The sequence below is a fragment of the Nostoc sp. DSM 114161 genome, assembly GCF_052692665.1.
In genome coordinates this window covers 7,167,870-7,191,602 of record NZ_CP195141.1, presented here as the reverse complement: position 1 = coordinate 7,191,602, position 23,733 = coordinate 7,167,870, and the positions used below count along the sequence as shown (strand labels likewise).

The following is a 23,733-nucleotide window of genomic DNA, read 5'->3' as shown; positions in this document are numbered from 1 at the left end:
AATGGAAAAATTGATCCGCGAGAGCCGAATCGGGCATTCTCGTTTCGCAAGAAACGCACGAGGAAATCAGTGAAAGTTTTAGTTGTAGGGAATGGGGGACGCGAACACGCTCTGGCATGGAAACTACTGCAATCTGAGCAAATTGAGCAAGTTGTTTGCGTACCAGGGAACGGGGGCACAGCAATTATGGAACGTTGCCAGAACTTGCCCCTGACAGTAGATGATTTTGAAGGTATAAGCCGATACGCTTTAGAAAATGGCATTACTCTGGTGGTAGTCGGCCCAGAAGTGCCGTTGGCCAACGGCATTACAGACTATCTCCAAAGCAAAGGATTGATGGTATTTGGCCCAGTCAGAGCAGGGGCGCAAATTGAAGCCAGCAAAGCTTGGGCAAAAGCGTTGATGCAGGAAGCGGGGATTCCCACAGCGCGGGCTGCGGTATTTACAGAGGCAGCAGCAGCAAAATCTTACGTGAAATCTCAGGGAGCGCCAATTGTTGTCAAAGCTGATGGCTTGGCGGCTGGTAAAGGCGTAACGGTGGCAGAAACAGTTGAACAAGCCCAGAGTGCCATTGATGGGATTTTTCAAGGTCAGTTTGGCAGTGCTGGTGAATTTGCGGTGATTGAAGAATGTTTGATTGGGCAAGAGGTATCGGTTTTAGCATTAACTGATGGCTTAACAATTAGACCTTTGCTGCCAGCTCAAGACCATAAGCGGATTGGTGAGGGCGATACGGGGGAAAATACTGGCGGTATGGGAGCCTATGCGCCTACACCGATTGCGACGCCAGAGTTAATGGCACGGGTTCAAACCGAAGTTTTAGAAAAAGCGATCGCCTCCTTAAGATCGAAAGGCATAGATTACCGTGGCGTACTATATGCTGGGTTAATGGTTGCACCCGATGGCAACTTCAAGGTTTTGGAATTTAACTGCCGCTTTGGCGATCCGGAAACCCAAGTAATTTTGCCATTGTTAGACACACCCTTAGAAGAGTTGCTTTTAGCCTGCGTACAGCAGCGTTTAAGCGAATTACCGCCTATCGCTTGGAAAGCAGGAGCATCCGCCACAGTGGTGGCAGCTTCCGGCGGCTATCCGGGAGAATACGAGAAAAATAAGGCAATTACTGGTATTAGAGAAGCAGAAAAAGCTGGAGTAACTGTTTTTCACGCAGGTACGAAATTGAACCAGCAGCAACAAGTTGTGACAGATGGGGGGCGGGTATTAAATGTCACTGGAATTGGAAAAGATTTTGAGAAAGCGATCGCCCAAGCCTACGCAGGAATCGAATACATTCAATTTGAGGGGATATATTACCGGAGAGATATCGGTCATAGAGTACTGAGTGGGAACCGCTAATTGTCGTCGATACACAGACAGAGGAGATCTAACAATGGATAAATTAACCGACTATCCTAAAATAATTAAGCGTATCCTCACAGAGTATGTAGAACTATGTAACCGTGGTTCTAACCGAGACATCGAAACATTCTTAATTGTTGATGAGCCAAAGGGTCATTATATTTGGATGAACCTTGGTTGGCAAAATGACGAACGCATTACTGGTATGACCGTCTACGTTCGGCTTCGAGATGGTAAATTCTGGATCGAGGAAGATTGGACTGAAGACGGTATCGCAACTGACCTAGTTCGTGCAGGCGTTCCCAAGGAGGATATAGTCTTGGCATTCCATGAGCCAAAGATGCGGCAGCACACAGATTTTGCAGTAGCATCTTAGCGATGCGCTGAGCTTTTTGTCCGGGGTAACATAGAGTCAGTTTTCCAGTAGCTCAAGATATGACTCAGGCATCCGATAGAGAAACAACCATTATTCGTACAGAACGTGGATTGACCATCGCAGGTACGCGTTTGACTCTCTATGATGTCATAGATTTTCTCAAAGCTCAGTATCCACCAAAACTAATCCGTGACAAATTTAATCTTACAGAGGAACAACTTAGTGCGGCTCTGGGTTACATCAAAGCAAATTCTACTCAGGTAGAAGCTGAATATCAACAAGTCTTGCAAACTAGAGAAGAAATTCGTCAGTATTGGGAAGATCGCAACCGCGAACATTTGACCCACATTGCAACAATGCCACATAAACCCGGACAAGAAACCCTCTGGGCAAAGCTTAAGGAGCAAAAAGCCAAACGCGCTTCAAAAGCGCTATGACTTTCCTGGTTGATTACAACCTTGACGGATATGCGCTTGTTTTCCTTGGTATTTTGGCAAAGGGCGGTTGGCTGGAGTTGATATCTGTTCGTTTTATAACCTTTCGAGAGGCTGGTTTATTGATGGACAGTAGCGATAGGGTTGTCTGGCGTTTCGCTCAAGCCAACCAAATGATTATCCTCACAGCAAATCGGAACATGAAAGGTGAAGATTCTTTGGAGAAAGTCATGCGTGAGGAAAACACAACGGATTCATTTCCTGTAGTTACAATTGGGGATCTCAAACGCCTTGATGAGTTCGACTATCGAGAGCAATGTGTAGATCGTCTCATCGAAATTGTGCTAGACATTGAAAACTACATAGGAGTTGGTCGGCTGTTTATTCCATGAAGCTATTTCTGCCAATTTACCTATTCTGCCCTTATCCCTAACATATTTGTCAAATTAACTGTTAATTTTTTAGTTGTTGGGGTTTATAACAAGGACTACTAACAACTTTATTTAAAATGCTAGCTCTGTTAAAAACAATTCGAGATGCGATCGCTAGTTGGTGGTCTGAGTTCACCCTCCAGACCAAACTGTTGGCTGTGGCGACAATGGTAGTCTCCCTGGTGATGAGTGGTTTGACCTTCTGGGCTGTAAACACCATTCAGCAGGATGCACGGACGAATGACACCCGATTCGGGCGCGATTTGGGACTGCTGCTTGCTGCCAACGTTGCCCCCCTAGTGGCTGATAATAATCTGACTGAGGTTGCCCAATTTTCGCAACGCTTCTACAGCAGCACCTCTAGCGTGCGTTATATGCTGTATGCCGATGAAACTGGAAAAATCTTTTTTGGCATTCCTTTTTGGGAACCGGAGGTAGAAAACTCCCTCACCATTGAACGGCGCATACAACTGCCAGAGGATTATCCTGGGGATGGCGAAAAGCCGATGGTGCGACAACATACAACCCCATCTGGGACGGTCACTGATGTCTTTATTCCCTTGATCGTTGATAAAAAATACTTGGGTGTATTAGCGATCGGTATCAATCCCAATCAAACTGCTGTCATCTCTACCAATTTTACCCGCGATGTCACCATTGCAGTATTTATTACCATTTGGGTAATGGTGATTTTGGCAGGAGTAATTAACGCTTTGACCATTACCAAGCCGATTAAAGAACTACTGGTGGGAGTAAAACAAATTGCTGCGGGGAATTTTAAGCAGCGGATTGATTTACCTTTAGGTGGCGAACTGGGAGAATTAATTTTCAGCTTTAATGAAATGGCAGAGCGATTAGAGCGCTATGAAGAACAAAATATCGAAGAACTCACCGCAGAAAAAGCCAAGCTAGAAACCTTAGTTTCCACCATCGCCGATGGTGCTGTGCTGATAGATAACAACATGCAGGTGATTCTAGCAAATCCTACAGCTCAGCGAATTTTTGGTTGGGAAGCCGCTGAAGTGGTAGGACGCAATGTACTGCATTATTTACCCCCGGCGGCACAGATGGAAATCACTCGCCCTTTGTACGAAATGGCCGCAGGCGAATGTGAAAGCGCCGAATTCCGAATTTTTCTCAACCAACCCATCCAGCGGACAATCCGCATTCTGTTGACTACAGTACTCAACCAGCAGCGAGAAAGTATCAAAGGCATTGCGATTACCATCCAAGATATCACCCGCGAAGTGGAATTAAACGAAGCCAAAAGCCAATTTATCAGCAACGTTTCTCACGAACTGCGAACGCCTCTATTTAACATCAAAACCTATATTGAAACCTTGCATGACTACGGCGAAGACTTGGGTGTAAAAGAACGGCAAGAGTTTCTGCAAACAGTGAACCATGAAACCGATCGCCTGACTCGCTTAGTTAACGATGTTTTAGATTTGTCAAAACTCGAATCTGGTCGTAATTATAGTTTCGATGGAGTGGATGTCAGCCAAGCGATCGAACAAACACTGCGTACTTACCAACTCAATGCTAAAGATAAATGTGTTGAACTTATTCAAGAAGTTGCACCTAATTTACCGTTAGTAGTAGGTAATTATGATTTGCTCGTACAAGTATTTGGTAATTTGATTGGTAATGCCCTGAAATTCACAAAAGCCGGCGGTAAAGTTGCAATCCGCGCCTACCAACTAGATTCCAAGCCCGATCGCGCCCAATCTCCTCCAGTGCGAATTGAAATTTCCGATACTGGAATTGGTATTGCCACAGAAGACCAACACTCAATATTTGAACGCTTCTTTCGCGTAGAAAACCGAGTTCACACTCTAGAAGGCACTGGTTTAGGCTTATCGATTGTCAGAAACATCATCGACAGACATCGTAGTAAAGTCCATTTGGTGAGTGAAGTTGGCGTTGGCACTACTTTTTGGTTCGACTTAGCCGTATTTGAAGAAGAAGCAGCATCTGTAGTAATTGAGCCTAATACTGAAACCCCGAAAATTACAACAGTCTGAAGTATTGGGCATTGGGCATGGGGCATTGGCCAAACAGGGTATGGGGAAAGGGAAAAGATTAAATTTATTCCTTTTCCCTTTAACCTTTAACCTTTTCCCTTGCCTCAAGAGCGTCCCCGCGTCTCCCCACTTCCCATTCCTCAAAAAACACAAATTCAAGATGTTGATATAACGAACAGCAAACACAATAACAATAAAGCTAATAGCAACAGCAAAGCCTGATTACGTTGTAGCCAAGTTTTCACAGTTACTGCGAAACTCTTGGAGTAACGCTGCTGTTCTAAATCTAACTTTGTCTCTTCAATATTTTGGTAGAGGGTACAATCTTTAGCGTAGGGACGTTGGGGAAAATTGCAACTATCATCAGCATGATAGGTGCAGGTGTCGCAAAGATACCCGTCCCCAGTAGCACGGTGCAAGGGAATACCGGGATGGCCGTAAGCTTTGAGTGTTATCCGGCAATAAGGACAACTAATAGCTTGACTCTCAATCTGTTGATGGCAACGGGGACAAGATACAGTAGCCAAAACCTTTAGGATAAATACGTTAAGTAAACACTTTGATTTTAGCCATTTCCTACGGCAATAGGGAAATACAGTAAATATACCATCTTTTTAATTAAAATTACATTTTTATGAGTTATTTTTATCACTTTTGATTTTTGAATATACGTAGTGGACTGACACGACTAAAATGATGCAATAGATTTTTGAGGTATTGAAAAAAACCAACGTTTTTGATTTTTGCTAATGCACCAAATTAGCTGTGTCAGTCCACTACTGGCTGAGACAAGAATTAAGAATTATTCTCCTTGTCCCCAACTCTCTATTTAATCGATTAATTAACTCTCAGTAGTTTTATCATGTCTTTATCTAATCTTTAATTTATAAATCAGTAATTCTAGGTAATATAAGTAAAAATATAAAAGTAAAAACTAAAAATACAAAAATCAATTTATTTTAGCAATTGGGATATTAATAAATATCGCATTAATGGAGAATTAAGATAATATGAAGAACGTCTGGAGGTATGGGATTAAAACCATCAATTTAAGTGCGGTTGCAGTCATGCCTACACTACTATTTTTAGTATTATTCAATCAAGCATCAATTGGAGATCCAGGAACATGTTTCATGGTAACTTCTTCTGGTGAAACCATTGGATTGGCAAAGCTTTGTGGTGGTAAGACAGCTGAGTCTTCAGACGCATCTTCAGACGACGCAGTTTTTCGAGTTCCCATCAAACGCCGCTTTGGTGGAACTCCCATAGTTGATGTTACTTTCAATGACAAAAAAACCTTTGAAATGATTGTAGATACAGGCGCTAGTGCTACTGTGATTACTCGAAATATGGCAAGTAGCCTGCAACTCAAAACTACAGGTATCTTAGAAGCTCAAGTTGCTGATGGTAGTGAAGTCCAATTTTCAACAAGTAAGGTAAAATCTATTACAGTAGGTGGAGTTGTAGCGCATAATATTCAGGTAGCGATCGCTCCACAAGCTGACATTGGGCTACTAGGTCACGATTTTTTTGGTAACTACGATATTAAGATTTTAGAGAAACAAGTGGAGTTTCATCACCGCTAGCTAGGAATTTTAAATTTTGGATTGAAGAAATAATTTAAAATCCAAAATTTAGCTTTCAAGATAACTTTCTAAGCTGGGTACATCAACCCAACTGCTTGTTTCGTGGGATTTGTGAGATAAATCCATCAATAACTGAGAATAAATTCCTTCTCGCAGAGATGGTACTGTTTGCTGGTTTTGGTCAATTCCTTGCACCCATTGGTCTATGACACGAATAAATGCAGAAATTCGTCCATCGGCGTAATTTTTGGGGAAAATTAATCGATTTGGTATTTCTATTTCTGCAAGAGGTTTACCTGGCTGGGAACCCCAAACACGAAAGCCGTGTATATAATCTTTTTGATTTTCACTACCTACAATTAAAGTACCGCGATCGCCATATACTTCTATCCAATGGGTTCTTGGTGCATGAACAACCGCGCTGATAGTAACTTGGCAAGGCGTACCATCTGCTAATTCCAGCGTTAATATACAATTGTCATCTGTATTTACTGGCTTTAATTCTTGATTTGTCGGGTCAATTCGCGCCGGAATTGCAGTAGTTAAATGGGCGCTTAATTTCCGCACTGGCCCGAATAACCAATGAATATAATCGAAGGCGTGGGAACCCAATGACCCCAATGCACCGCCTCCCTTTTCTTTATCAGAATACCAATTCCAAGGACGCGAAGCATCAGCACGAGAAGAACCTAACCAATCAATTCTAATTAAGCGCAACTCCCCTACATATTTTGCTGACAAAAGTTCAGCAAATAATTGCCATCCTGGGACAAAACGAAATTCAAAATCTACACTGGCAATGACGCCTTTTTGTTTAGCTAATCGATAAAGTTCTTTGGCTTCATTTGCATTTAAAGCTATAGGTTTTTCTAGTAGTAAATGTTTGCCTGCTTGGAGGACTGTTTTTGCCATTTCATAGTGCAAAAACGGCGGGGTAGAAATGCTGACTGCTTGGACTTCTGGTAATGTGACAATATCTGCAAGTGTGTCGCAGGCGTGGGGGATATTATGGGATTGTGCTATGGCTTTGGCTTTATTGATATCTCGGTGATAAACAGCAACTACCTCGGTGCGAGGATGTGCTTGTAATCCAGGAATGTGGACTTTTTGACCAAATCCAGTACCAGCGATCGCAACCCCAATCATATAATCTTTACTCCTATATTTATAGAAATTATGCTCAAGAATTCAGTATGCTGACAGGGCGACGAAATAGCCTCAAAATTATTCATCTTTTATCGCAAAACTCTAATTGTGAAAGGATAACGATAATGTTGTCCATTGTAAGCTTTGATAGCAGCAAAAGTCACTAAAAATGATTGTAATATTAGGATTAATGAAATTAATGATGTCAGCACAATCAGTAAACTATCTAAAGTTAATTTGACTTCGTTAATTTTACTATTAGTAGTCACTGCCAAACTAAAGCTAGTTAACACAAAAAACAAAGAAATAACAATAAAAATTAATGTATAAAATGTCAAAGAAATTTGAAAATTTAATGATTCTTTACCTTGAAAATCAATCCAGGGATATTTTGCTTTTTTTAATCGCCAAATCATGAGTGGGGCTAACAGATTCAGGGGCAAAAATAAAGGTATGCCAATATATACCAAAAACAAGACTAAGATCCAGGCTAATAAAGCTGAGAGATGACACAACACCGCCCATATACGCATTTGTTGTTTAGGTTTTTCTCTCATAGCTTTTTAAGTTCGAGTGGATCTACCAGATAATTCTCCACTTTACTACCAATAAAATAGCCAAACAATAGCTCAAAATCTGAGTATTTCTCGGTCATAGTTTTTGGGAACAGTTTCTATATTCCTAGACTATGCCTTCTGTTGGTTCCAAAGCAACCTCTACATAAACAAAGCTTACGTACAAAGGTTGTCTGTTGAGACTGGGCGGGGTGTCAGGGAAGAATTAATGCACAGTAACTCCTTGCCCTACACCCTCCCCATGCCCCATACTTCTCTGCGAGAGGCTGCGCCAACGGCTGCGCTCAGTACAAGTGCCCCATGCCCAATACCCGATTCTTAATTCTAAATTTGTAACATTCCCTCTGGATTTACTGATAAAAGCGATCGCCTCTGTAAGCCCTCACGGTGTAAAATCTCATTGGCTGCTAATAAGCCGCTACTAACAGCGCGTTCCATCAATCCACAAGGAAAGGGCATTTTCACCCAATCACCTGCAAATAATAAGTTAGGAACATTAGTACTAGTTTCTGGACGTTGGGCGTAGCTATTTGGTGGATATCCAGAAAAGTTATGTTGATTTACTAATTCTCGATGTAATACCTGTGCTTGCTGTAATTCTGGGACAATTTCATAGAGTTCTTCTTCAAACTTGGTTAACAACGCTTCTTGAGTAGGAAATTCTTTTGCTTTATAACAATAAGCGTGTAATTCTACTACACTTCCACCGCTGCGTTTTGCCCAATCGATGAATTGTTGTTGAATCCGATGATAAAGGGTGATGCTGTCAGTTAATTGGTAGCCGGATAAAGATGTAAAATTACTTTGTTTCCATTCAAAATCGCGGTCAAACCAAAAACGACAAACAGCAAAAGGATCGGCGATACTTAAATTTTGAACTTGCGATCGCACTTTTTCATCTATATTCCCATTCACTCGTTTCAATAGTTGCTGCACTCCGGGTACATCGGTAGCCAAAACATAATAATCTGCCTGAATTATCTCTGGTGATGATGATTCTTTATTCACTGCTACCAGTTGCACTTCTTCATCTTGCCGCGCCACTACTTGAAACTTAGATAAATCTTCTTCAGCAGGCCCTTTTACTACTTTACCATTACTACTAAAAACTGCACCATGACAAGGGCAATGAAACTGACCATCCGCTGCCATTTCCACAGTACAACCTTGATGAGTACAGGTAAGAGAAATCGCTTCTTGTCCTCCAGGAGGTAAAGCAAATACTTCATCAGCCGCACCAAAATATTCCATCTTGGCATCATCAACAACTGAATTCCTTTTTACCCAAAAAGGCACGCTATTTTGATTACCACCAACATAATATTTTAGTGCAGCAATCTTACCTTCTGTAGCAGGAATTTCACTCACAGTCGCACCTGTGATAATTTTACCGCCTTTATCGTGAATTGCCTGGGCAATGGGTTGCACTAAACTTGTCCCCATATCATCTTTAGTGCCATTAAAAGCTAGTCCTTCAGGGTTACCAAAAAAATAAAAGTGGAAGAATTGCATTAATTCTCCGACACTCATTGTGTCTGGTGCATTCAAACTAGATTTGGCAAAAGGTAGAAAATATAAGTCGTATAATCCTTGGGGAAATTCTGTGTTTACCCAATCAGCAACGGATATATTATCGAATCGCTGAAAGTTCTTTTCTCTTTGAAAACCAGTAATCGCCTGGAAGACTTGCAAGTGTTTTAATTTTGTAAGATTAATTCCCCATTTGAAGCGGTTGGGAGAAGCGATCGCTAAATCTATAATATTCCAAGGAAAGGCAGAATTACTAGGATAAAATACTTCTGGTTTGTATTCGCGATCGCGGTAGACAACTGAGTAAAAGTTTAAGGATGCAAAATTATCGCTAATCTCCAGTTCTTTAACTAAACTATTCAAATTATAATACTGGGGAAAAAAGCCATGAAAGCCATGTTCCATCTTAAAAGTTTCACCCACAGCTTCTATCCACCAACTAGCAATTTTACCACCAAGTTGGGGAGACTTTTCCAAAAGTGTAACCACAAATCCCCGTTGACTCAATTCATAAGCACAAGCTAAACCCGCTAAACCACCCCCAATTACTACAACACTTTTTTGCTGATTTAACATCCGTGGCAATTTCAGGGTATCTTTTTCAAACACCGTTGGTTTTGGCTTAGCAAATCGAGAGTATCCTGTGACTCCCGCAATTGCACCAACACCAAAGACTTTCAACAGTGTTCGACGCGAAATAGTAGACGATTCTGGCGGATTGAATAGTGAACTCATTGGTTACAAAATTAACACTTCACGATGAATTACTGACATGAAATCATGACTTGGAATTAGCAGATTTTGTGTCAGAATTTAAAATTCCGAATTCAAAATGAAATTACCATAGCTTGAAAGTAACTTCCTACTCTGAATTCTGAATTATCTTTTGTAGCCTACATTTTTATTTGTCAGAAAATAAAGCGCCAAAATTTGGTTTAACAAATTAAAAAATTAGTTGACAATGTAATATAATATTTAATAATTGGCTACCAAACAACAAATAGTTTGGGCATAGAGGCGCATTGTTAGCGTAGCTACGAATTAGGAATCAATTTCTTTTTGTGCAGTTTTCTTCACACAATAAGTTCTTCCCCGAAAGCTCAATTTATAAGTTACTGGTGATGTAGTTACTTCAGGCGATTCAGCGTTAGGATTAACACAAGCAAAATAAGTACTTCCCCGAAAGCTCAATTTATACGTAGCTTTTGGTGTATTTACTTTATCTAATTTGCTATTGGAGTCAGCACGATAGGAAACTCCACGGTAGATCAAATTACAATCTGCTTCAGATTCACAAACTGGCTGTTGTGGTGATTCTATTTTTTCAATAACCTTGCTTGTGTAGTATTCATAGCTTGTACTAATAATTACAGGAATTAATAGTAAAACTAACATCTGCCAAGGAGCGAAGATTAAACCCAAAATTAAGGTGATAACTGCAAATACAGCCACCAAATGTGAAATTTCACGATTAATTTTTTTTAATACAAAATAGCTAGCGATCAAACAAGCACAGGGTATAACCAAAAAATATGAAGCCATTTTTCTTAACTTAATAAACCAAAACTCAAGCGTTTGTAACGCAGATTCAAGTTATTTGGAAAATTGTTATCTATCTTACCTCAAAGAAATTTTTGTGGTTACCGTGCTTTTTGAGTAAAAGTGTTACTTTTAGGTATATGTATTAGCCGTAGACGTTTAAAGTCAATGTAATATATGCAATAAAAAAGGCGAACAGGGGCGATCGCCTTTTAGGTAAGTATCAAACTTTATTCATTCTATACTGAACAACAATCAGTTAAGTATTTATTTAATTTGTTCCAAATTCTCAATTGTCAGATATATTTCTTCATCAGCTATTTGACTATTGTAATCGATATTAATTTGGGTTGGATAGCCGAGTTTCGGACTGTAGTTTACATCTAGGTTGGAGGCTTTACGGGCGATAGCATCCTGAATTAAATTAAAAAGTTTAGGAATTGTGTTGTAATTTTGAAATAATTCTCGATTCTCAACTGGTTGACCTGTAGCTACAGAAGTGATTAACGTTGTTTCGCCATTACGTACTTCAATGATTACCGGGCCTCTAGCTTCTGGTATACAAAAGCAACTGTTACTCAAGGTATAGCGATAGTTAGAAATATTTTGTTTATTCCACAAATTGCGGTTAAATTTTAACCGTCTTTGAGCCAAATTATTATTCGCTGCTAATTGTGCTACCTCTATGGGAGGTTGAGACATTACTGGTAGGTTGAGGCCTGTAAGTAGCAATAAGCCGACACTGATAATGATAGATAAGCGCATATGGATCTATTAGCTAGTAAATAACTGCCTTCTACTATATATATTAGTAGATTTACTTCTTTAAATAAAGTTTATCTTTTGATTAAAATACCTTGGTATGTTAGCAAGTATGAAAAGTAGTAACACGATCGCAAATCGGTATGAGAATGCTAAATTCGGTTCATTTGCCTATCGGAGAATTAATATCTAGAATGCCAGCGTGTTTTTCTGCTATAATTTTGCGGGCGATCGCTAAACCTAAAACCGTTCCTTTACCAAGAGTTTTCGTACCAAATTTTAGATTTTAGATTTTGCATTATAAATCCTAAATTTAAAATCTAAAAAGGTCTGAAAATAAGCAAATTTATTTATTTAACTTTAGTTATTCAGACGGTAAAGTATCTCGCCAGCCTTGGGTACAACTAAAATACCTTCATGTTCGCGATGAGACCATTCTGTTAGTTGAATCGTAGCCGGATCGCGATAGTTCAAATTGTGAGCAGCACAACGTTCTGGAGAAATACCAGTAGCTAGAGTCACGCGAATTCGAGGTTTTTCTCCTTCTATAAAATCAAAAGTACCCATACCTTTCAAGTGCGTACTATGTGCTAGCACTCCCGCCGGATATCCTTGGAATTTATCCCATTGTTTAAGAAAATAATCCCGCACATGATAACCAATCTCTGCTAAAACTTCGCCATGCGTGTAGCTAAATTCGGTAATATGAGGTGCATAGATAATTACTTCTCCACCATCCGCGACTACTGGCTCTAGTTTGTACATTCCTTTAGCAGCCGTCCAAATGTCATCGTACATTTTGGGCATAACTGAAAGCACTTGTTTAAAAGGCTTATTTACATATTTAATATGTAGTTTCGCAGATAATTTTGCAGCAGCTTCCCAGGCTGACTCTGGTTTATCTATATAAAGTCCGGCTAACTTATTTGTTTTCGGTGCAACCACCATTGCCAAGCAAAGTTTCGGCGTGGAAATCATGCTAGCGGCTCGGTCGATCAAACGCCGAACTGGCGTAGTTCCAAGGGTACCAATAATTTCATAACAAGTGATTAAAGCTCCTAACCAGTGCGATAAATTTATTACTTCCTGACCGCTAATGCCAGGGAAAAAATATTTATTACCCCCAGAAAAACCGACAACTTCGTGGGGAAATACTGGGCCACAAATTATTATTAAATCATAAGCTGTAACTAATTTATTAACACGCACGTTAACTTCCTCGTGCAGCATTCCATTACTAATTTTTGCTATTTCTCCAGCCGAAATTACCCCACAAGAAATAAAAGTCTCTGGTAGATTCCAAAGGTGGTTAAAGATGTTAATTCCTTTAAAAGTTGTCTCTCTTTCCTCTTGTGTCACCCCAACTAAATGATTGATTTGTTCTTCACTCATGGGATTATGGGTACCCAGAGCAATTAAATAATCTAATGCAGCAACCCTATTATTTAACTCCTGATGAAGCAGGCGAAACATTTGCGGGATGGGTGCAGTGCGCGTACCATCGGGAATTAATACTAAGATGCGCTGTCCATCAAATTCAGGGTTTGCTAAAGCTTGATGAACTAGTTGGGAAACTTCCTCATCCGCAAGTATCCCATTATTAGTTACGGCTAATGAATACATTTTTAAACTCCACTGTAAATACTAAACCCGCCATCCACCGGCACAACTACGCCGTTGACGAAACTAGAACCAGAACTGCATAACCAAATCAAAGTACTGAGTAATTCCTGCGGTTCTCCAAAACGTCCGGCTGGGGTATGGTTGATGATTTTTTGCCCGCGATCGCTTAAACTACCATCTGCATTCAGCAATAAATCTCGATTTTGCTCGCCAATAAAAAAACCCGGCGCGATCGCATTGACTCGCAACCCAGCCCCATATTTTTGAGCCAGTTCCACAGCTAACCAACGAGTAAAGTTGTCTATGGCTGCTTTCGCCGCCGAGTAACCAACCACCCGACTAATCGCACGGATAGCAGACATGGAAGAAATATTCACAATACAACCTTGGGGTTGATTTCTTTCCACCATTGCTTGTCCAAAAACTTGGCTGGGTAGTAAAGTCCCCATCAAGTTGAGACTCATAACTTGCTCAAATGCTGCGTGTGGCATATCAAAAAAACTAGCATCAGGTGTAATTGTGGCAGCCGGAATATTACCGCCAGCGGCGTTTACCAGGATATCTATTTGACCCCAATGCTTTAAAATCGCGTGTTTGGCTATTTCTAATTGGGAGCGATCGCCAACATCTGCCAACACCGCCATACTTTCACCACCATTAGCGGTAATATCAGCTACCATTGTATCCGCCCGTACTTCATTGCGACCGAGAACGACTACTCGCGCTCCCGCCAGCGCCAAACCCCGCGCCATTGCCCCGCCAAGCACGCCATAACCGCCTGTGACTAATGCTACCCGGTCTTTGAGGCTAAAAAGTTTATCCAAAATTAAATCTGGTTTATTCAATAAGTCTGGCATCGATAATTCCTCTATTTAAATAGGGTGCGTTAATGAAGTAGTACGAATTTGAAAAAATCACGCAGAGTCGCAGCGAAAAGTCGGAGCGCCGGCTTCCGGCGATCTGAACTTTTCAAGACAGAGTCGCAGAGAGTAAGAGTTGAGAAGAGTTGATTTTTGGGTTTCACATTCAAATTCAGCAAACACAACTTGTAGAGACGCTATTCATCGCATCTTTTTCACCCAAAGATGCATCATTTACCTGTATTAGTTCAATTTGTAAGCATCTTTGGCAAGGTCATAAGCTAATGCGTAAGCCATTTGATAGCCTTCTTCTTCTTCAATTAACCCGCGTATTACCAACCCCGCTAACCAGTTACAAGCTACGCGACGCCAGACTGTATGGCGGGCAGGAATGGAAACAAAAGCCCGCGTATCATCGTTAAAGCCAGCAGTGTTATAAAGTCCGGCTGTTTCCATCACTTGATTGAAGTATCTTTCCATACCATTCATGCTGTCGTGGAACCACCAAGGCGGCCCCAACAGAACTGCGGGATAATGACCGGCTAGGGGAGCTAGTTCGCGGCTATAAGTGCTTTCATCCAATCCAAACAGAATTAAGTGAAAGTCTTTATGATTGCCGTAGACTGATAACAACGGCTGCAAATTTTCCGTCCACTCTAGTTTCAAGGGAATATCAGCACCTTTATCAGACCCAAATCGCTCAAACACAGCCGGATTATGGTTACGCATAATACCGCAATGCATTTGCATAACTAGACCATCTTCTACACTCATCCGAGCCATTTCCATAAACATGTGGCCGGTAAAACGCTCTGCATCGCTTGGATTTAGGTTGTTAGCTAATGCTCTAGCAAAGATAGCTTCTGCTTCGCGATCGCTAAGGCGATTAGTATAAGGTGTAGCTGCACTATGGTCGGTAGCTGTCGCACCCATTTCTTTAAAAAAGGCTCGACGTTCTTCTAGAGTTTGCACGAAAGCAGCATAAGTGTTAATTTCTCGCCCAACAGTGCTTTCGAGCTTGGCTAGATTTTCCCGCCAACCAAGAGTATTTAGATTGACTACTGCATCTGGTCGAAAGGTAGGTTTTATCTGGGTAAAACCTTCTTTGTGTAGTGATTGATGATACTCAAGTGTGTCGCTGGCCGCATCGGTAGTGCAAAGGACTTCAATATTAAACTTTTTAAATAAAGCACGAGGTGAGAATTCAGGTAACAATAACAGCTTTTGCAAGTAATCGTAGATATATCCCGCATTACGAGAATTTAAAGGCTCGTCCACTCCAAACACGTTAGTGAGTTCGTCTTTGAGCCACAACCCAGAGGGAGTACCTTGAAATAAGTAAAAATTGTCGGCGAAAAGCTGCCAAATTTTGCGGTGGTCGGTTTCCACTGACGAACCATCGCGGCTAGGTATGCCCAAAGCTGATAAAGGTACGCCCCGACTATAGAGCATACGGAAAATATAGTGATCGGGAATAATCAATAATTCAGTTGGCGAACCAAAACGCGCTGCGGGATTAGCCAATAAGGCTGGGTCTACATGTCCGTGGGGACACACCAGCGGTAGAGTAGATATTTTGTCAAAAAATTGACGTGCTAGTTGTCTTTGTTCTGGTTCTGGAGCGAAACAGCGATCGCTAGATAAACTCCATTTTTTAGTTAACATATTTTTGTTATTAGTCATTGGTCATTGGTCATTGGTCATTGGTCATTGGTCATTGGTCATTGGTCATTGGTCATTAGTTTTTTTCTGCCTCCTCTGCTCCCCTGCCCCTCTGCCCCTCTGCTCCCCTGCCCCTCTGCCCCTCTGCCCCCCTGCCCCCCCTGCCCCCTGCCCCCTGCTCGAATGCAGCAGTACTACTGCGTTGTACTAGAAGAGGAGACAAAATAATGTTTTCTACAGTTTTGTCTTCTAATAAGTCGAGTAACATTTGCATAGCCGAGCGACCAATTTCCAACATTGGTTGACAAACTGTCGTCAGCGACGGCGTTATATAACGGCAAAGAGCAATATCGTCAAATCCAACTAAACTTAAATCTTGGGGTACTGAAATATTTAGTTCCTGGCAAGCTAAGAGAGCGCCAATTGCTACCATGTCGTTGTAACAAAAGATGCTTGTGACGTTAGCGTTAAATAGTTGAGGCAGCATCTTTTTGCCAGTATCAACATCGCTAATTCTGATATTTTCTTCATCGCTAATTGCCACCCAATCGCTATTTTGTGGCAAACCAGCTTCCTTTAAAGCTGCGCGATATCCTTCTAAACGCAAGTGGTTCGAGTGACTGCGATCGCCCACACCCAAGTAACCAATAGCCGTATGTCCCAAACTTATCAAATGCTCTACCGCCAATCGACCGCCTAAAAAGTCATCTATTGTCACTGTGTGAAATGTTTCCGGTCGATCTCCTGTCTGACTGTTAATCAAAACTATCGGTACAGCAATTTCTCCTACTTCATTTGTATTATTTTTATTAATTCGTGAATCAGTGACTAATATCCCGTCCACTCTGCGACGATGAAAATTATCAATAGCTGCTATTTCCTGCTGAAAATCCCGGTGTGAAGCAGTTAAGAAAACACTCAAACCTGCCGTTCTCGCTACCTGTTCGATTCCCTCTACCACCTCAGCGTAAAAGGGATCTGCGATTGAAGTCACAACTACCCCAACAGTATTAGTGCGTTGATTTTGCAAACTTTGAGCGATCGCGTTTGGTACATAGTTCATCTCTCGCGCTATTTTCTTAATTTCCTCTCTCACCTTCGGGCTAATTAGAGAGTTATCTCGCAAAGCACGTGAAACTGTAGAATGAGAAACGCCTGCCCGACGAGCAATATCTTCGATGGAAACTTTTCGTTTCTTCATAATCTTACCATATTTAATGCAAACGTGTGCATTATAATTTTAATTATTAGCAAAGTTGAGCCATCTGTCAATCTATTCGCTCGACTAAGCAACCACAAAACTGCGATCGAGGGAGGAACGTAACAAAAAGTAAAATTAACAAAAACTTTGCTGTTTCAAAAATAAATACTTCACTATTACTGAGGTAGGTTGACATAATGGCGATCGCAGTAAATAGATCGCGTTGGGTAAAAGGCTTATAATTTAGGCCAAGACAGAAAGATTTTAACCATAGAGCAGATTTTAAGAAGGAAATTGGAGTACGCCATCTAAATCTCGTACTAAGCAAACACAGCATCCTGAATTCTGACTCCTGAATTCTGACTCCTGAATTCTCATTTCTTAACTTTTTTTTGCAAAACTATGAGCGACAAGTCAATGGTTATCATCCTTATGGGTGTTTCAGGATCTGGCAAAACCACCATCGGAAAACTGCTCGCAAATTCTTTAGGCTGGGAATTTAGCGATGCTGACGCTTTTCATTCACTAAAGAATGTTGAGAAAATGCGGTGCGGTATACCCCTGACTGAAGCAGACAGAATACCTTGGTTACAAGATTTGCAAATAGCTATAAAAAACTGGTTGGAAGAAAATAAAAATATGGTGTTGGCGTGTTCGGCTCTTAAAGAAAGCTATCGGCAATTTCTGGCCGTGGATAACGAACGCATAAAGCTAGTTTACCTTAAAGGCTCTTATGAGTTAATTCAAAAGCGGTTGCAAGAACGCCATAACCACTACATGAGCGAGAAACTTCTCGATAGCCAGTTTAATACTCTAGAAGAACCATTAGACACCATATATATAGATGTTATCGAGACACCCCAGGTAATTGTTCAAAACATTAGAACAGCTTTAGGAATTTAGCATCTGTGGCCGTATTACTTGGGAGCATTACGACAAACACAATGTTAGCTAATATCTCCATAAAGAAAGATTAATCGCATATGTACGAAAACTACATCTAAAACAAATATAAACTAATCGCATTATTGTAGTGATAGGAGGGAATTAGTGTTTCTGAGATTAGCGCAACAACATCAGCAAGTACTTCAGGACTTAGTAATGAGCCTGGAAGCTTTATCAATTGTACTTGAGCAACGTGGTTATACTACGTCTTTTTATAGCTGCGGCAACCAAATCAAGAGTGCTTCATTTATGGTCAGCCTGGGAGAAAAGCACCTGATTCGATTTTTAGTGTCTGATTACGGTATTACTTGGATGGAAATCTGGGACGACCGCGAATTAATGAAGTTAGAGGGTGCAGAAGCAATCAATCAGCTGCGGGAGTTGTGCGATATTGTCAAGTATCCAGAACAACAAATTCATTTAGTCAAGTAAAAAATGTTTGTTTAACGCAAAATACACACTTGTATAAATTGATAAAAAACTTAATAAATATTTTTTGCACGCGCGTGCAAAAAATACTAATAAAAGATGTGTATTTTGTTATTTAAAAACTACTATATAATACCAATTTTCTATAAATTTGCACTTAATAACGAGGTAATGATATAATCCTATCCACAAATAGAAACGTAGTTTACCGCCGTAGGCATCGCTTCTGCTGAGATGGAACCCTTGAACCTATTTTAACTTCCGTCTTAATTCATCTTTATCTTTAAATTCCTGGGTTGTTCGCCATCAAATTTTCTTAGCACTTGGTATCAAGAAATGGAAAAGTATTTAGTCACCAAAGAAGAGATTGAGTCTTATGAAGGACTAGAAAAAACACATTTTCTCAACTCCAATGCTCGCAGACGGAACAAGTCTTTAGGAGATTTGACAGGTTTAAACAATATCGGTTTTCACATCATTGAAGTAGAGCCTGGACGCGAATCAACGGAGCTTCACATGCACTATCACGAAGAAGAGTGCGTATACGTTCTTGAGGGAGAAGCTGAGGCAACAATTGGAGAAAGCGTTTATCCAGTTAAACCAGGAGATTTTATTGGATATCGCGCTGGTGGTAAGCCGCACAAGCTGAAAAACACGGGCAATTCTATATTGAAATGTATAGTAGTTGGTCAAAGGCTAGACCATGATATCGGTGACTATCCAAATTTGCACAAGCGTATATATAGGAGCAAAGGTTTAAAGTGGAATCTGGTCGATATGGAAAATATAGCCGAACCAGTAGCAGGTAAGAAGGCTTAACAATTCAAAATTCCGCCTTGCTGATTGAAAGTATGAATTAGCCTCACGCAAAGACGAGGCAGTGCCTTCGGTGGGTTTCCCGACTTGAAGAAACTGCCGTGCAAAGGCCCAAAGAATCGTTGTTTAGTTATAAAGATTTGAGTCCGGTAGGGTGCGTTATGGACGATAGTCCTAACGCACCGCAAATTTCAGGTGGTGCCGTACTCTCAGGCGTAACACCCCTACAAAACTTAAGGAATTGATGAAGCGCAGGGATATTCGGATACTGCGCTATGGTTCGCGCTAATTATCCCATCTGGTGCGATCGCTTTGGTATGAGGTCGTCGCCACCAAAAACGGTGGGGTGAGTAATTGATGCACAAGTTATGCAAAAAAACTTAACACACAGTTTTGCACACGTGTGCAAAACTAAAAATATACAGTTCATGCACACCTGTGCATCAATGAATTCCAAAGGTTTTATCTAAATTAGGACTTACGCAAAAATCGCTGAAAAGCCTAATTTATCGAACCGCCAAGACGCCTTCTCTACGAGAGGCTTCCGCCAACGCGCAGCGTCTCGTAGAGAAGAACGCCTTCGCGCAGCGTCTCGTAGAGAAGAATTCATAGAGTGTGCGTAAGTCCTATAAATAAGAACTTAGTTCCAAAAGTAGAAAAATATGTCTCAAACTCTAAATCATTCCATCCAAGAAGCTCAAAACAATCCTTTACATTCACTAGAAGAATGGGAAGAAGACTTACTCAATCGCTATCCCGATCCCAATAGCATAGTTAAAGAAGGTAAAACTATTGAAGCATACAGGAATTACGAAGCACCTACCAGAGATACAGTTAAAGAATTCTACCGACTAAATCATATTAATCAAACATACGATTTTGTACTACAGAAAAAAGCAGAGTATTTAAAATTTGATAAGAAAGAAATGACTGTTTGGGATGCGGTGGAATTTTTGAATCAATTAGTTGACGATTCAGATCCCGATACAGACTTAGACCAATTACAACATTTATTGCAAACATCAGAAGCTATCCGCGCTGATGGTCATCCTGATTGGATGGTGCTGACAGGTTTCTTTCATGATATGGGGAAAGTACTTTGCTTATTTAGCGAACCCCAATGGGCTACTGTCGGCGATACTTATCCTGTAGGTTGTGCATTTTCAAGCAAAATTGTTTACTCAGAGTTTTTCCAAGATAATCCCGATTTTAACAATCCGAAATATAACACCAAATATGGTGTATATGAGCCGAATTGTGGATTGAGTAACGTACACATGTCATGGGGACATGATGAGTATTTCTATAGTATGATCAAACCTTACTTACCGGAACCAGCATTGTACATTCTCCGGTATCACTCATTTTATCCTCAACATCGTGAAAACGCCTACGAGCATTTAATGGATAAACACGATAAAGAAATGTTTAAATGGGTGAAATTATTCAATCCCTACGATTTGTATTCCAAAAATCCTAATCCGCCTGATTGGCAAAAACTCAAGCCATACTACGAGGATTTAGTAGCTAAATATTTACCACCAACTTTAAAATTTTAGAGATGTGTTCTTGCAACAGCAAATATTTTGGTTTCTGATTTCAGTTGTTGGTATTGCAAAGGTTTTTGCTACTCATTATCCACAAAAAATCTTTCCAAAACTTCAACCAAGAGGAATAGTTTTGCGATTCTACGAGCATAAATTAAAAATTTTTCTGTGTTCTCTCAAGCGTTCGTCTTACTTGTATTAGCACCTGACAGAAGATTACACGTAATAAAAATGAATAATACCTCTTAATTTTGTAAATTTCGATAAACAAAATTAATTTTGGGAAAAAATACAGGATAGAATGAAAAACCAAATAAGATAAAAGTTTGAAATTTGATAACCTAAGATTATTGAAATTTTAGCAAACAAATTTTTCAAGCTAACAATTTTCAAACCTAATTTTCCCAAAAAACCAGACTTTAGAATTATTGCAACGTTCGGTATCTTGCTGATTCAAGCAAAAGCTTGGTTTGTTGTAACAAATAATAACTAAAATTACATCAAATTGCTATAAATTTGAACGAGTTAAACTTGCCAAATTTATCGGTAAAACTCAATGCTGAAGTTGTCAAAATTCTAGAATATTGCGGATTTATATTCTGTTAATCTTCCCCAGATTCAAAAGCATTGTTTGGATTATAAATCGATATGAAGAAAATTTGTTTATTAGCTAGCATATTCAGTCTTGTTGGGACTGGACTTGTGGGTTGTAATGCCACGCCAAATGATACCGCTACCAATAATAGTCCTAATACTGCTGTGAACGCGAGTTTAGAGAATAAAGGATTGCAGACGATTGGCATTACTTTGGGCGATTTAGGTAATCCCTTTTATCTAGCAGTACAGAAGGGAGCCGAACAACAAGCAAAAAAACTTGGGAATGATATCAAAGTTAATACAGTTTCTAGTGCTTTCGATCTCAACCAACAAACTAACCAAATCGAAAATTTCACAGCGGCGAGTACTGACCTAATTATTTTGAGTGCGGTTGATAAAAAAGGAGTTAAACCAGCAATAGACCAAGCGAGAAGCGCAGGTCGGGTTGTGATTGCGGTAGATTCAGCCGTTGATGCAGATGTGGATGCAATGATTAGCTCCAACAATACCCAAGCTGGAGAGATTGCTTGCAAGTATATTGGCGATCGCCTCAACGGTAAAGGTAATATAGTTATTCTCAACGGTACGCCGATGGACTCCATCAATCAGCGAGTCAGCGGTTGTAAGACTTCCTTAGCCAAATATCCAGATATCAAAATCGTCTCAGACCAGAACGCAGAAGGGACAAGGGATGGCGGGCTGAGAGTTATGACTGACGTGCTAACAACCTTCCCCAAAATCGATGCCGTATTTGCCACCAACGACCAAAGCGGTATCGGCGCAGACTTAGCAGCCAGACAAGCAAGACGTAAAGAATTTTTTATTGTTGGCGTTGATGGTTCCCCAGATGCAACCAAAGCAATGGAAGACAAAGACGGCCTATTTGTGGCAACTGCCGCCCAAGACCCCGCAGGTATGGCGCAAAAAGCCGTTGAAGTCGGCAACGATGTCATCCAAGGCAAAAAATTGAGTAACCCTGAGATTCTGGTTCCAGTTAAATTGGTTACCCGTGACAGCCTTGCTAGTTACAAAGGGTGGTAGTGGGGAGTGTGGGGAAAGGGAAAAGGTTAAAGGGGAAAGGGAAAAGGAATAAATTTAATCTTTTCCCTTTTCCCCAGTTGGTGAGCTTGCCTGTCCTGAGCTTTGTCGAAGGGTCGAACCATACCCCTTTCCCTTTCCCCATACCCAATGCCCAATGCCCTATGCCCCATTGAGATTTTTTTAGAGAGGAGAGATATGAATTTAAGAAAAATTGCGATCGCAGCTAGTTTAATCAGTCTCGTTGGTGGTGGCGTAATTGGTTGCTCGAATGGTTCTGAAAATGGCAATACTGCTACTAATCCCGATGCCAACGCACCTGGTAATACTGCTACCAATACTAGCGCCCAGAGTAGCGCAAGTACTGGGAATGGGAAATTGCGATCGGTAGCTTTTACGGCTGGCGATTTAAGTAACCCCTTCTTCGTTCTGATGGGGCAGGAAATTGAAACCACAGCCAAAAAAATTGGCGGCAATAATGTCAGGACAACCGTAGTTTCCAGCGCTTACGACCTCAACCAACAAGCCAACCAAATAGAAAACTTCACGGCGTCGAATACTGACGTTATTATTCTGAATGCTGCTGATAAAAGTGGTATTAAGCCAGCAGTGGAAAAAGCCAAACAAGCCGGCAGAATTGTGATCGCAGTAGATACCGGTGCTGAGGGCGGTGTAGATGCGACAGTTACAACCAATAACGTGCAAGCTGGAGAAGTTGCTTGTAAATATATTGCCGATCGCCTCAAAGGTAAAGGTAATGTAGTAATCGTCAACGGGCCTCAAGTGGACTCGGTAATCCAGCGGGTTAGTGGCTGCCAAAACGTATTGGCTAAATATCCCGATATCAAAATTCTCTCCAAAGACCAGAATGCAGAGGGTAGCAGAGACGGCGGACTCAGAGTCATGACAGATTTGCTAACAACCTTCCCTAAGATAGATGCTGTTTTTGCAATCAACGACCCCAGTGGAGTAGGCGCAGAACTAGCAGCCATGCAAGCACAACGTAAAGACTTCTTTATTGTTGGCGTTGATGGTGCGCCAGAAGCGATTAAGGCGATCGCTACCAAAGATAGTATATATGCAGCAACAGCGACTCAAAATCCGCGAGGCATGGCAGCCAAAGCAGTCGAAGTTGGCAACGACATTTTGAACGGTAAAAAACCCGCTAACCCCACCATTTTGATTCCAGTCAAGCTGATTACCAAAGATAACGTCAGCACAGAAAAAGGCTGGTAAATGGGGAGATGAGGGAG

At 40.9% G+C, this 23,733-nt stretch carries 22 protein-coding genes; 12 read left to right on the top strand and 10 right to left on the bottom strand.

Going from position 1 to position 23,733, the window contains the following annotated elements; all coding sequences use genetic code 11:
- Window positions 1-69 precede the first annotated feature (69 nt).
- The 5 genes from purD to nblS all read left to right on the top strand — a co-directional run bounded on the left by purD (window position 70) and on the right by nblS (window position 4,624).
- Window positions 70-1,356 (top strand): phosphoribosylamine--glycine ligase, encoded by a 1,287-nt coding sequence (gene purD, locus NSTC745_RS29895; protein ID WP_445634246.1) that lies wholly within the window; start codon window positions 70-72, stop codon window positions 1,354-1,356.
- Between the two features lie 34 nt (window positions 1,357-1,390).
- On the top strand, window positions 1,391-1,735 hold the full coding sequence (locus NSTC745_RS29890) for a XisI protein (RefSeq protein ID WP_445634245.1): 345 nt from the start codon (window positions 1,391-1,393) through the stop codon (window positions 1,733-1,735).
- 59 nt (window positions 1,736-1,794) lie between these two features.
- Window positions 1,795-2,172 carry a DUF433 domain-containing protein gene (locus NSTC745_RS29885; protein WP_445634244.1) on the top strand — a complete coding sequence of 126 codons (378 nt, stop codon included), beginning with the start codon at window positions 1,795-1,797 and terminating at the stop codon, window positions 2,170-2,172.
- Window positions 2,169-2,561, top strand: coding sequence for a DUF5615 family PIN-like protein (locus NSTC745_RS29880; protein ID WP_445634243.1), 393 nt, complete (start codon window positions 2,169-2,171; stop codon window positions 2,559-2,561). The genes NSTC745_RS29885 and NSTC745_RS29880 overlap by 4 nt, the downstream gene beginning before the upstream one ends.
- A gap of 116 nt (window positions 2,562-2,677) precedes the next feature.
- Window positions 2,678-4,624 (top strand): two-component system sensor histidine kinase NblS, encoded by a 1,947-nt coding sequence (nblS, locus tag NSTC745_RS29875; RefSeq protein ID WP_445634242.1) that lies wholly within the window; start codon window positions 2,678-2,680, stop codon window positions 4,622-4,624.
- A gap of 155 nt (window positions 4,625-4,779) precedes the next feature.
- On the opposite strand, the gene NSTC745_RS29870 is transcribed toward nblS, so the two are convergent.
- The gene (locus NSTC745_RS29870; protein WP_445634241.1) at window positions 4,780-5,151 is read right to left on the bottom strand and encodes a hypothetical protein; all 372 of its coding nucleotides are present in this window, start codon (window positions 5,149-5,151) and stop codon (window positions 4,780-4,782) included.
- Between the two features lie 483 nt (window positions 5,152-5,634).
- Between NSTC745_RS29870 and NSTC745_RS29865 the strand changes: the two genes are divergently transcribed.
- Entirely contained in the window at window positions 5,635-6,210 is a 576-nt protein-coding gene (locus NSTC745_RS29865; protein ID WP_445634240.1) for a retropepsin-like aspartic protease family protein, read from the top strand.
- Between the two features lie 48 nt (window positions 6,211-6,258).
- On the opposite strand, the gene NSTC745_RS29860 is transcribed toward NSTC745_RS29865, so the two are convergent.
- From NSTC745_RS29860 to NSTC745_RS29820, 9 genes are all read right to left on the bottom strand, one after another.
- Window positions 6,259-7,356 carry a Gfo/Idh/MocA family protein gene (locus tag NSTC745_RS29860; RefSeq protein WP_445634239.1) on the bottom strand — a complete coding sequence of 366 codons (1,098 nt, stop codon included), beginning with the start codon at window positions 7,354-7,356 and terminating at the stop codon, window positions 6,259-6,261.
- 89 nt (window positions 7,357-7,445) lie between these two features.
- Window positions 7,446-7,913, bottom strand: coding sequence for a DUF4870 domain-containing protein (locus NSTC745_RS29855; protein ID WP_445634238.1), 468 nt, complete (start codon window positions 7,911-7,913; stop codon window positions 7,446-7,448).
- A gap of 342 nt (window positions 7,914-8,255) precedes the next feature.
- Entirely contained in the window at window positions 8,256-10,196 is a 1,941-nt protein-coding gene (locus NSTC745_RS29850; protein WP_445634237.1) for an FAD-dependent oxidoreductase, read from the bottom strand.
- A 306-nt stretch (window positions 10,197-10,502) separates the two neighbouring features.
- Window positions 10,503-11,003, bottom strand: coding sequence for a DUF4278 domain-containing protein (locus NSTC745_RS29845; protein ID WP_445634236.1), 501 nt, complete (start codon window positions 11,001-11,003; stop codon window positions 10,503-10,505).
- Window positions 11,004-11,267: 264 nt separating this feature from the next.
- Complete coding sequence (locus NSTC745_RS29840; RefSeq protein WP_445634235.1) at window positions 11,268-11,765, bottom strand: DUF6174 domain-containing protein; 498 nt, start codon at window positions 11,763-11,765, stop codon at window positions 11,268-11,270.
- Window positions 11,766-12,122: 357 nt separating this feature from the next.
- Window positions 12,123-13,385 (bottom strand): lactate racemase domain-containing protein, encoded by a 1,263-nt coding sequence (locus tag NSTC745_RS29835; RefSeq protein ID WP_445634234.1) that lies wholly within the window; start codon window positions 13,383-13,385, stop codon window positions 12,123-12,125.
- A 2-nt stretch (window positions 13,386-13,387) separates the two neighbouring features.
- On the bottom strand, window positions 13,388-14,242 hold the full coding sequence (locus tag NSTC745_RS29830; RefSeq protein ID WP_445634233.1) for an SDR family oxidoreductase: 855 nt from the start codon (window positions 14,240-14,242) through the stop codon (window positions 13,388-13,390).
- A 246-nt stretch (window positions 14,243-14,488) separates the two neighbouring features.
- Window positions 14,489-15,928 (bottom strand): glucuronate isomerase, encoded by a 1,440-nt coding sequence (uxaC, locus tag NSTC745_RS29825; RefSeq protein WP_445634232.1) that lies wholly within the window; start codon window positions 15,926-15,928, stop codon window positions 14,489-14,491.
- Between the two features lie 55 nt (window positions 15,929-15,983).
- Entirely contained in the window at window positions 15,984-17,108 is a 1,125-nt protein-coding gene (locus NSTC745_RS29820) for a LacI family DNA-binding transcriptional regulator (protein WP_445634231.1), read from the bottom strand.
- A 417-nt stretch (window positions 17,109-17,525) separates the two neighbouring features.
- Here NSTC745_RS29820 and NSTC745_RS29815 point away from each other — a divergent pair, with 417 nt between their 5' ends.
- From NSTC745_RS29815 to NSTC745_RS29790, 6 genes are all read left to right on the top strand, one after another.
- Complete coding sequence (locus NSTC745_RS29815) at window positions 17,526-18,011, top strand: gluconokinase (protein WP_445634230.1); 486 nt, start codon at window positions 17,526-17,528, stop codon at window positions 18,009-18,011.
- Window positions 18,012-18,158: 147 nt separating this feature from the next.
- Complete coding sequence (locus tag NSTC745_RS29810) at window positions 18,159-18,485, top strand: DUF1815 family protein (RefSeq protein ID WP_445634229.1); 327 nt, start codon at window positions 18,159-18,161, stop codon at window positions 18,483-18,485.
- Window positions 18,486-18,818: 333 nt separating this feature from the next.
- The gene (locus tag NSTC745_RS29805; RefSeq protein ID WP_445634228.1) at window positions 18,819-19,301 is read left to right on the top strand and encodes a cupin domain-containing protein; all 483 of its coding nucleotides are present in this window, start codon (window positions 18,819-18,821) and stop codon (window positions 19,299-19,301) included.
- 659 nt (window positions 19,302-19,960) lie between these two features.
- On the top strand, window positions 19,961-20,857 hold the full coding sequence (locus NSTC745_RS29800) for an inositol oxygenase family protein (RefSeq protein ID WP_445634227.1): 897 nt from the start codon (window positions 19,961-19,963) through the stop codon (window positions 20,855-20,857).
- A gap of 636 nt (window positions 20,858-21,493) precedes the next feature.
- Window positions 21,494-22,483, top strand: coding sequence for an ABC transporter substrate-binding protein (locus tag NSTC745_RS29795; protein WP_445634226.1), 990 nt, complete (start codon window positions 21,494-21,496; stop codon window positions 22,481-22,483).
- 195 nt (window positions 22,484-22,678) lie between these two features.
- On the top strand, window positions 22,679-23,716 hold the full coding sequence (locus tag NSTC745_RS29790; protein ID WP_445634225.1) for an ABC transporter substrate-binding protein: 1,038 nt from the start codon (window positions 22,679-22,681) through the stop codon (window positions 23,714-23,716).
- Window positions 23,717-23,733: the final 17 nt, after the last annotated feature.

Coding starts and splice junctions, on each gene's coding strand:
- NSTC745_RS29885 (WP_445634244.1), top strand. CDS start 1,795: ATGACTCAGGCATCCGATAGAGAAACAACCATTATTCGTACAGAACGT.
- NSTC745_RS29855 (WP_445634238.1), bottom strand. CDS start 7,913: ATGAGAGAAAAACCTAAACAACAAATGCGTATATGGGCGGTGTTGTGT.
- uxaC (WP_445634232.1), bottom strand. CDS start 15,928: ATGACTAATAACAAAAATATGTTAACTAAAAAATGGAGTTTATCTAGC.
- NSTC745_RS29840 (WP_445634235.1), bottom strand. CDS start 11,765: ATGCGCTTATCTATCATTATCAGTGTCGGCTTATTGCTACTTACAGGC.
- NSTC745_RS29850 (WP_445634237.1), bottom strand. CDS start 10,196: ATGAGTTCACTATTCAATCCGCCAGAATCGTCTACTATTTCGCGTCGA.
- NSTC745_RS29830 (WP_445634233.1), bottom strand. CDS start 14,242: ATGCCAGACTTATTGAATAAACCAGATTTAATTTTGGATAAACTTTTT.
- NSTC745_RS29835 (WP_445634234.1), bottom strand. CDS start 13,385: ATGTATTCATTAGCCGTAACTAATAATGGGATACTTGCGGATGAGGAA.
- NSTC745_RS29890 (WP_445634245.1), top strand. CDS start 1,391: ATGGATAAATTAACCGACTATCCTAAAATAATTAAGCGTATCCTCACA.
- NSTC745_RS29845 (WP_445634236.1), bottom strand. CDS start 11,003: ATGGCTTCATATTTTTTGGTTATACCCTGTGCTTGTTTGATCGCTAGC.
- NSTC745_RS29860 (WP_445634239.1), bottom strand. CDS start 7,356: ATGATTGGGGTTGCGATCGCTGGTACTGGATTTGGTCAAAAAGTCCAC.
- NSTC745_RS29820 (WP_445634231.1), bottom strand. CDS start 17,108: ATGAAGAAACGAAAAGTTTCCATCGAAGATATTGCTCGTCGGGCAGGC.
- NSTC745_RS29800 (WP_445634227.1), top strand. CDS start 19,961: ATGTCTCAAACTCTAAATCATTCCATCCAAGAAGCTCAAAACAATCCT.
- NSTC745_RS29865 (WP_445634240.1), top strand. CDS start 5,635: ATGAAGAACGTCTGGAGGTATGGGATTAAAACCATCAATTTAAGTGCG.
- NSTC745_RS29795 (WP_445634226.1), top strand. CDS start 21,494: ATGAAGAAAATTTGTTTATTAGCTAGCATATTCAGTCTTGTTGGGACT.
- NSTC745_RS29790 (WP_445634225.1), top strand. CDS start 22,679: ATGAATTTAAGAAAAATTGCGATCGCAGCTAGTTTAATCAGTCTCGTT.
- NSTC745_RS29805 (WP_445634228.1), top strand. CDS start 18,819: ATGGAAAAGTATTTAGTCACCAAAGAAGAGATTGAGTCTTATGAAGGA.
- nblS (WP_445634242.1), top strand. CDS start 2,678: ATGCTAGCTCTGTTAAAAACAATTCGAGATGCGATCGCTAGTTGGTGG.
- NSTC745_RS29880 (WP_445634243.1), top strand. CDS start 2,169: ATGACTTTCCTGGTTGATTACAACCTTGACGGATATGCGCTTGTTTTC.
- NSTC745_RS29815 (WP_445634230.1), top strand. CDS start 17,526: ATGGTTATCATCCTTATGGGTGTTTCAGGATCTGGCAAAACCACCATC.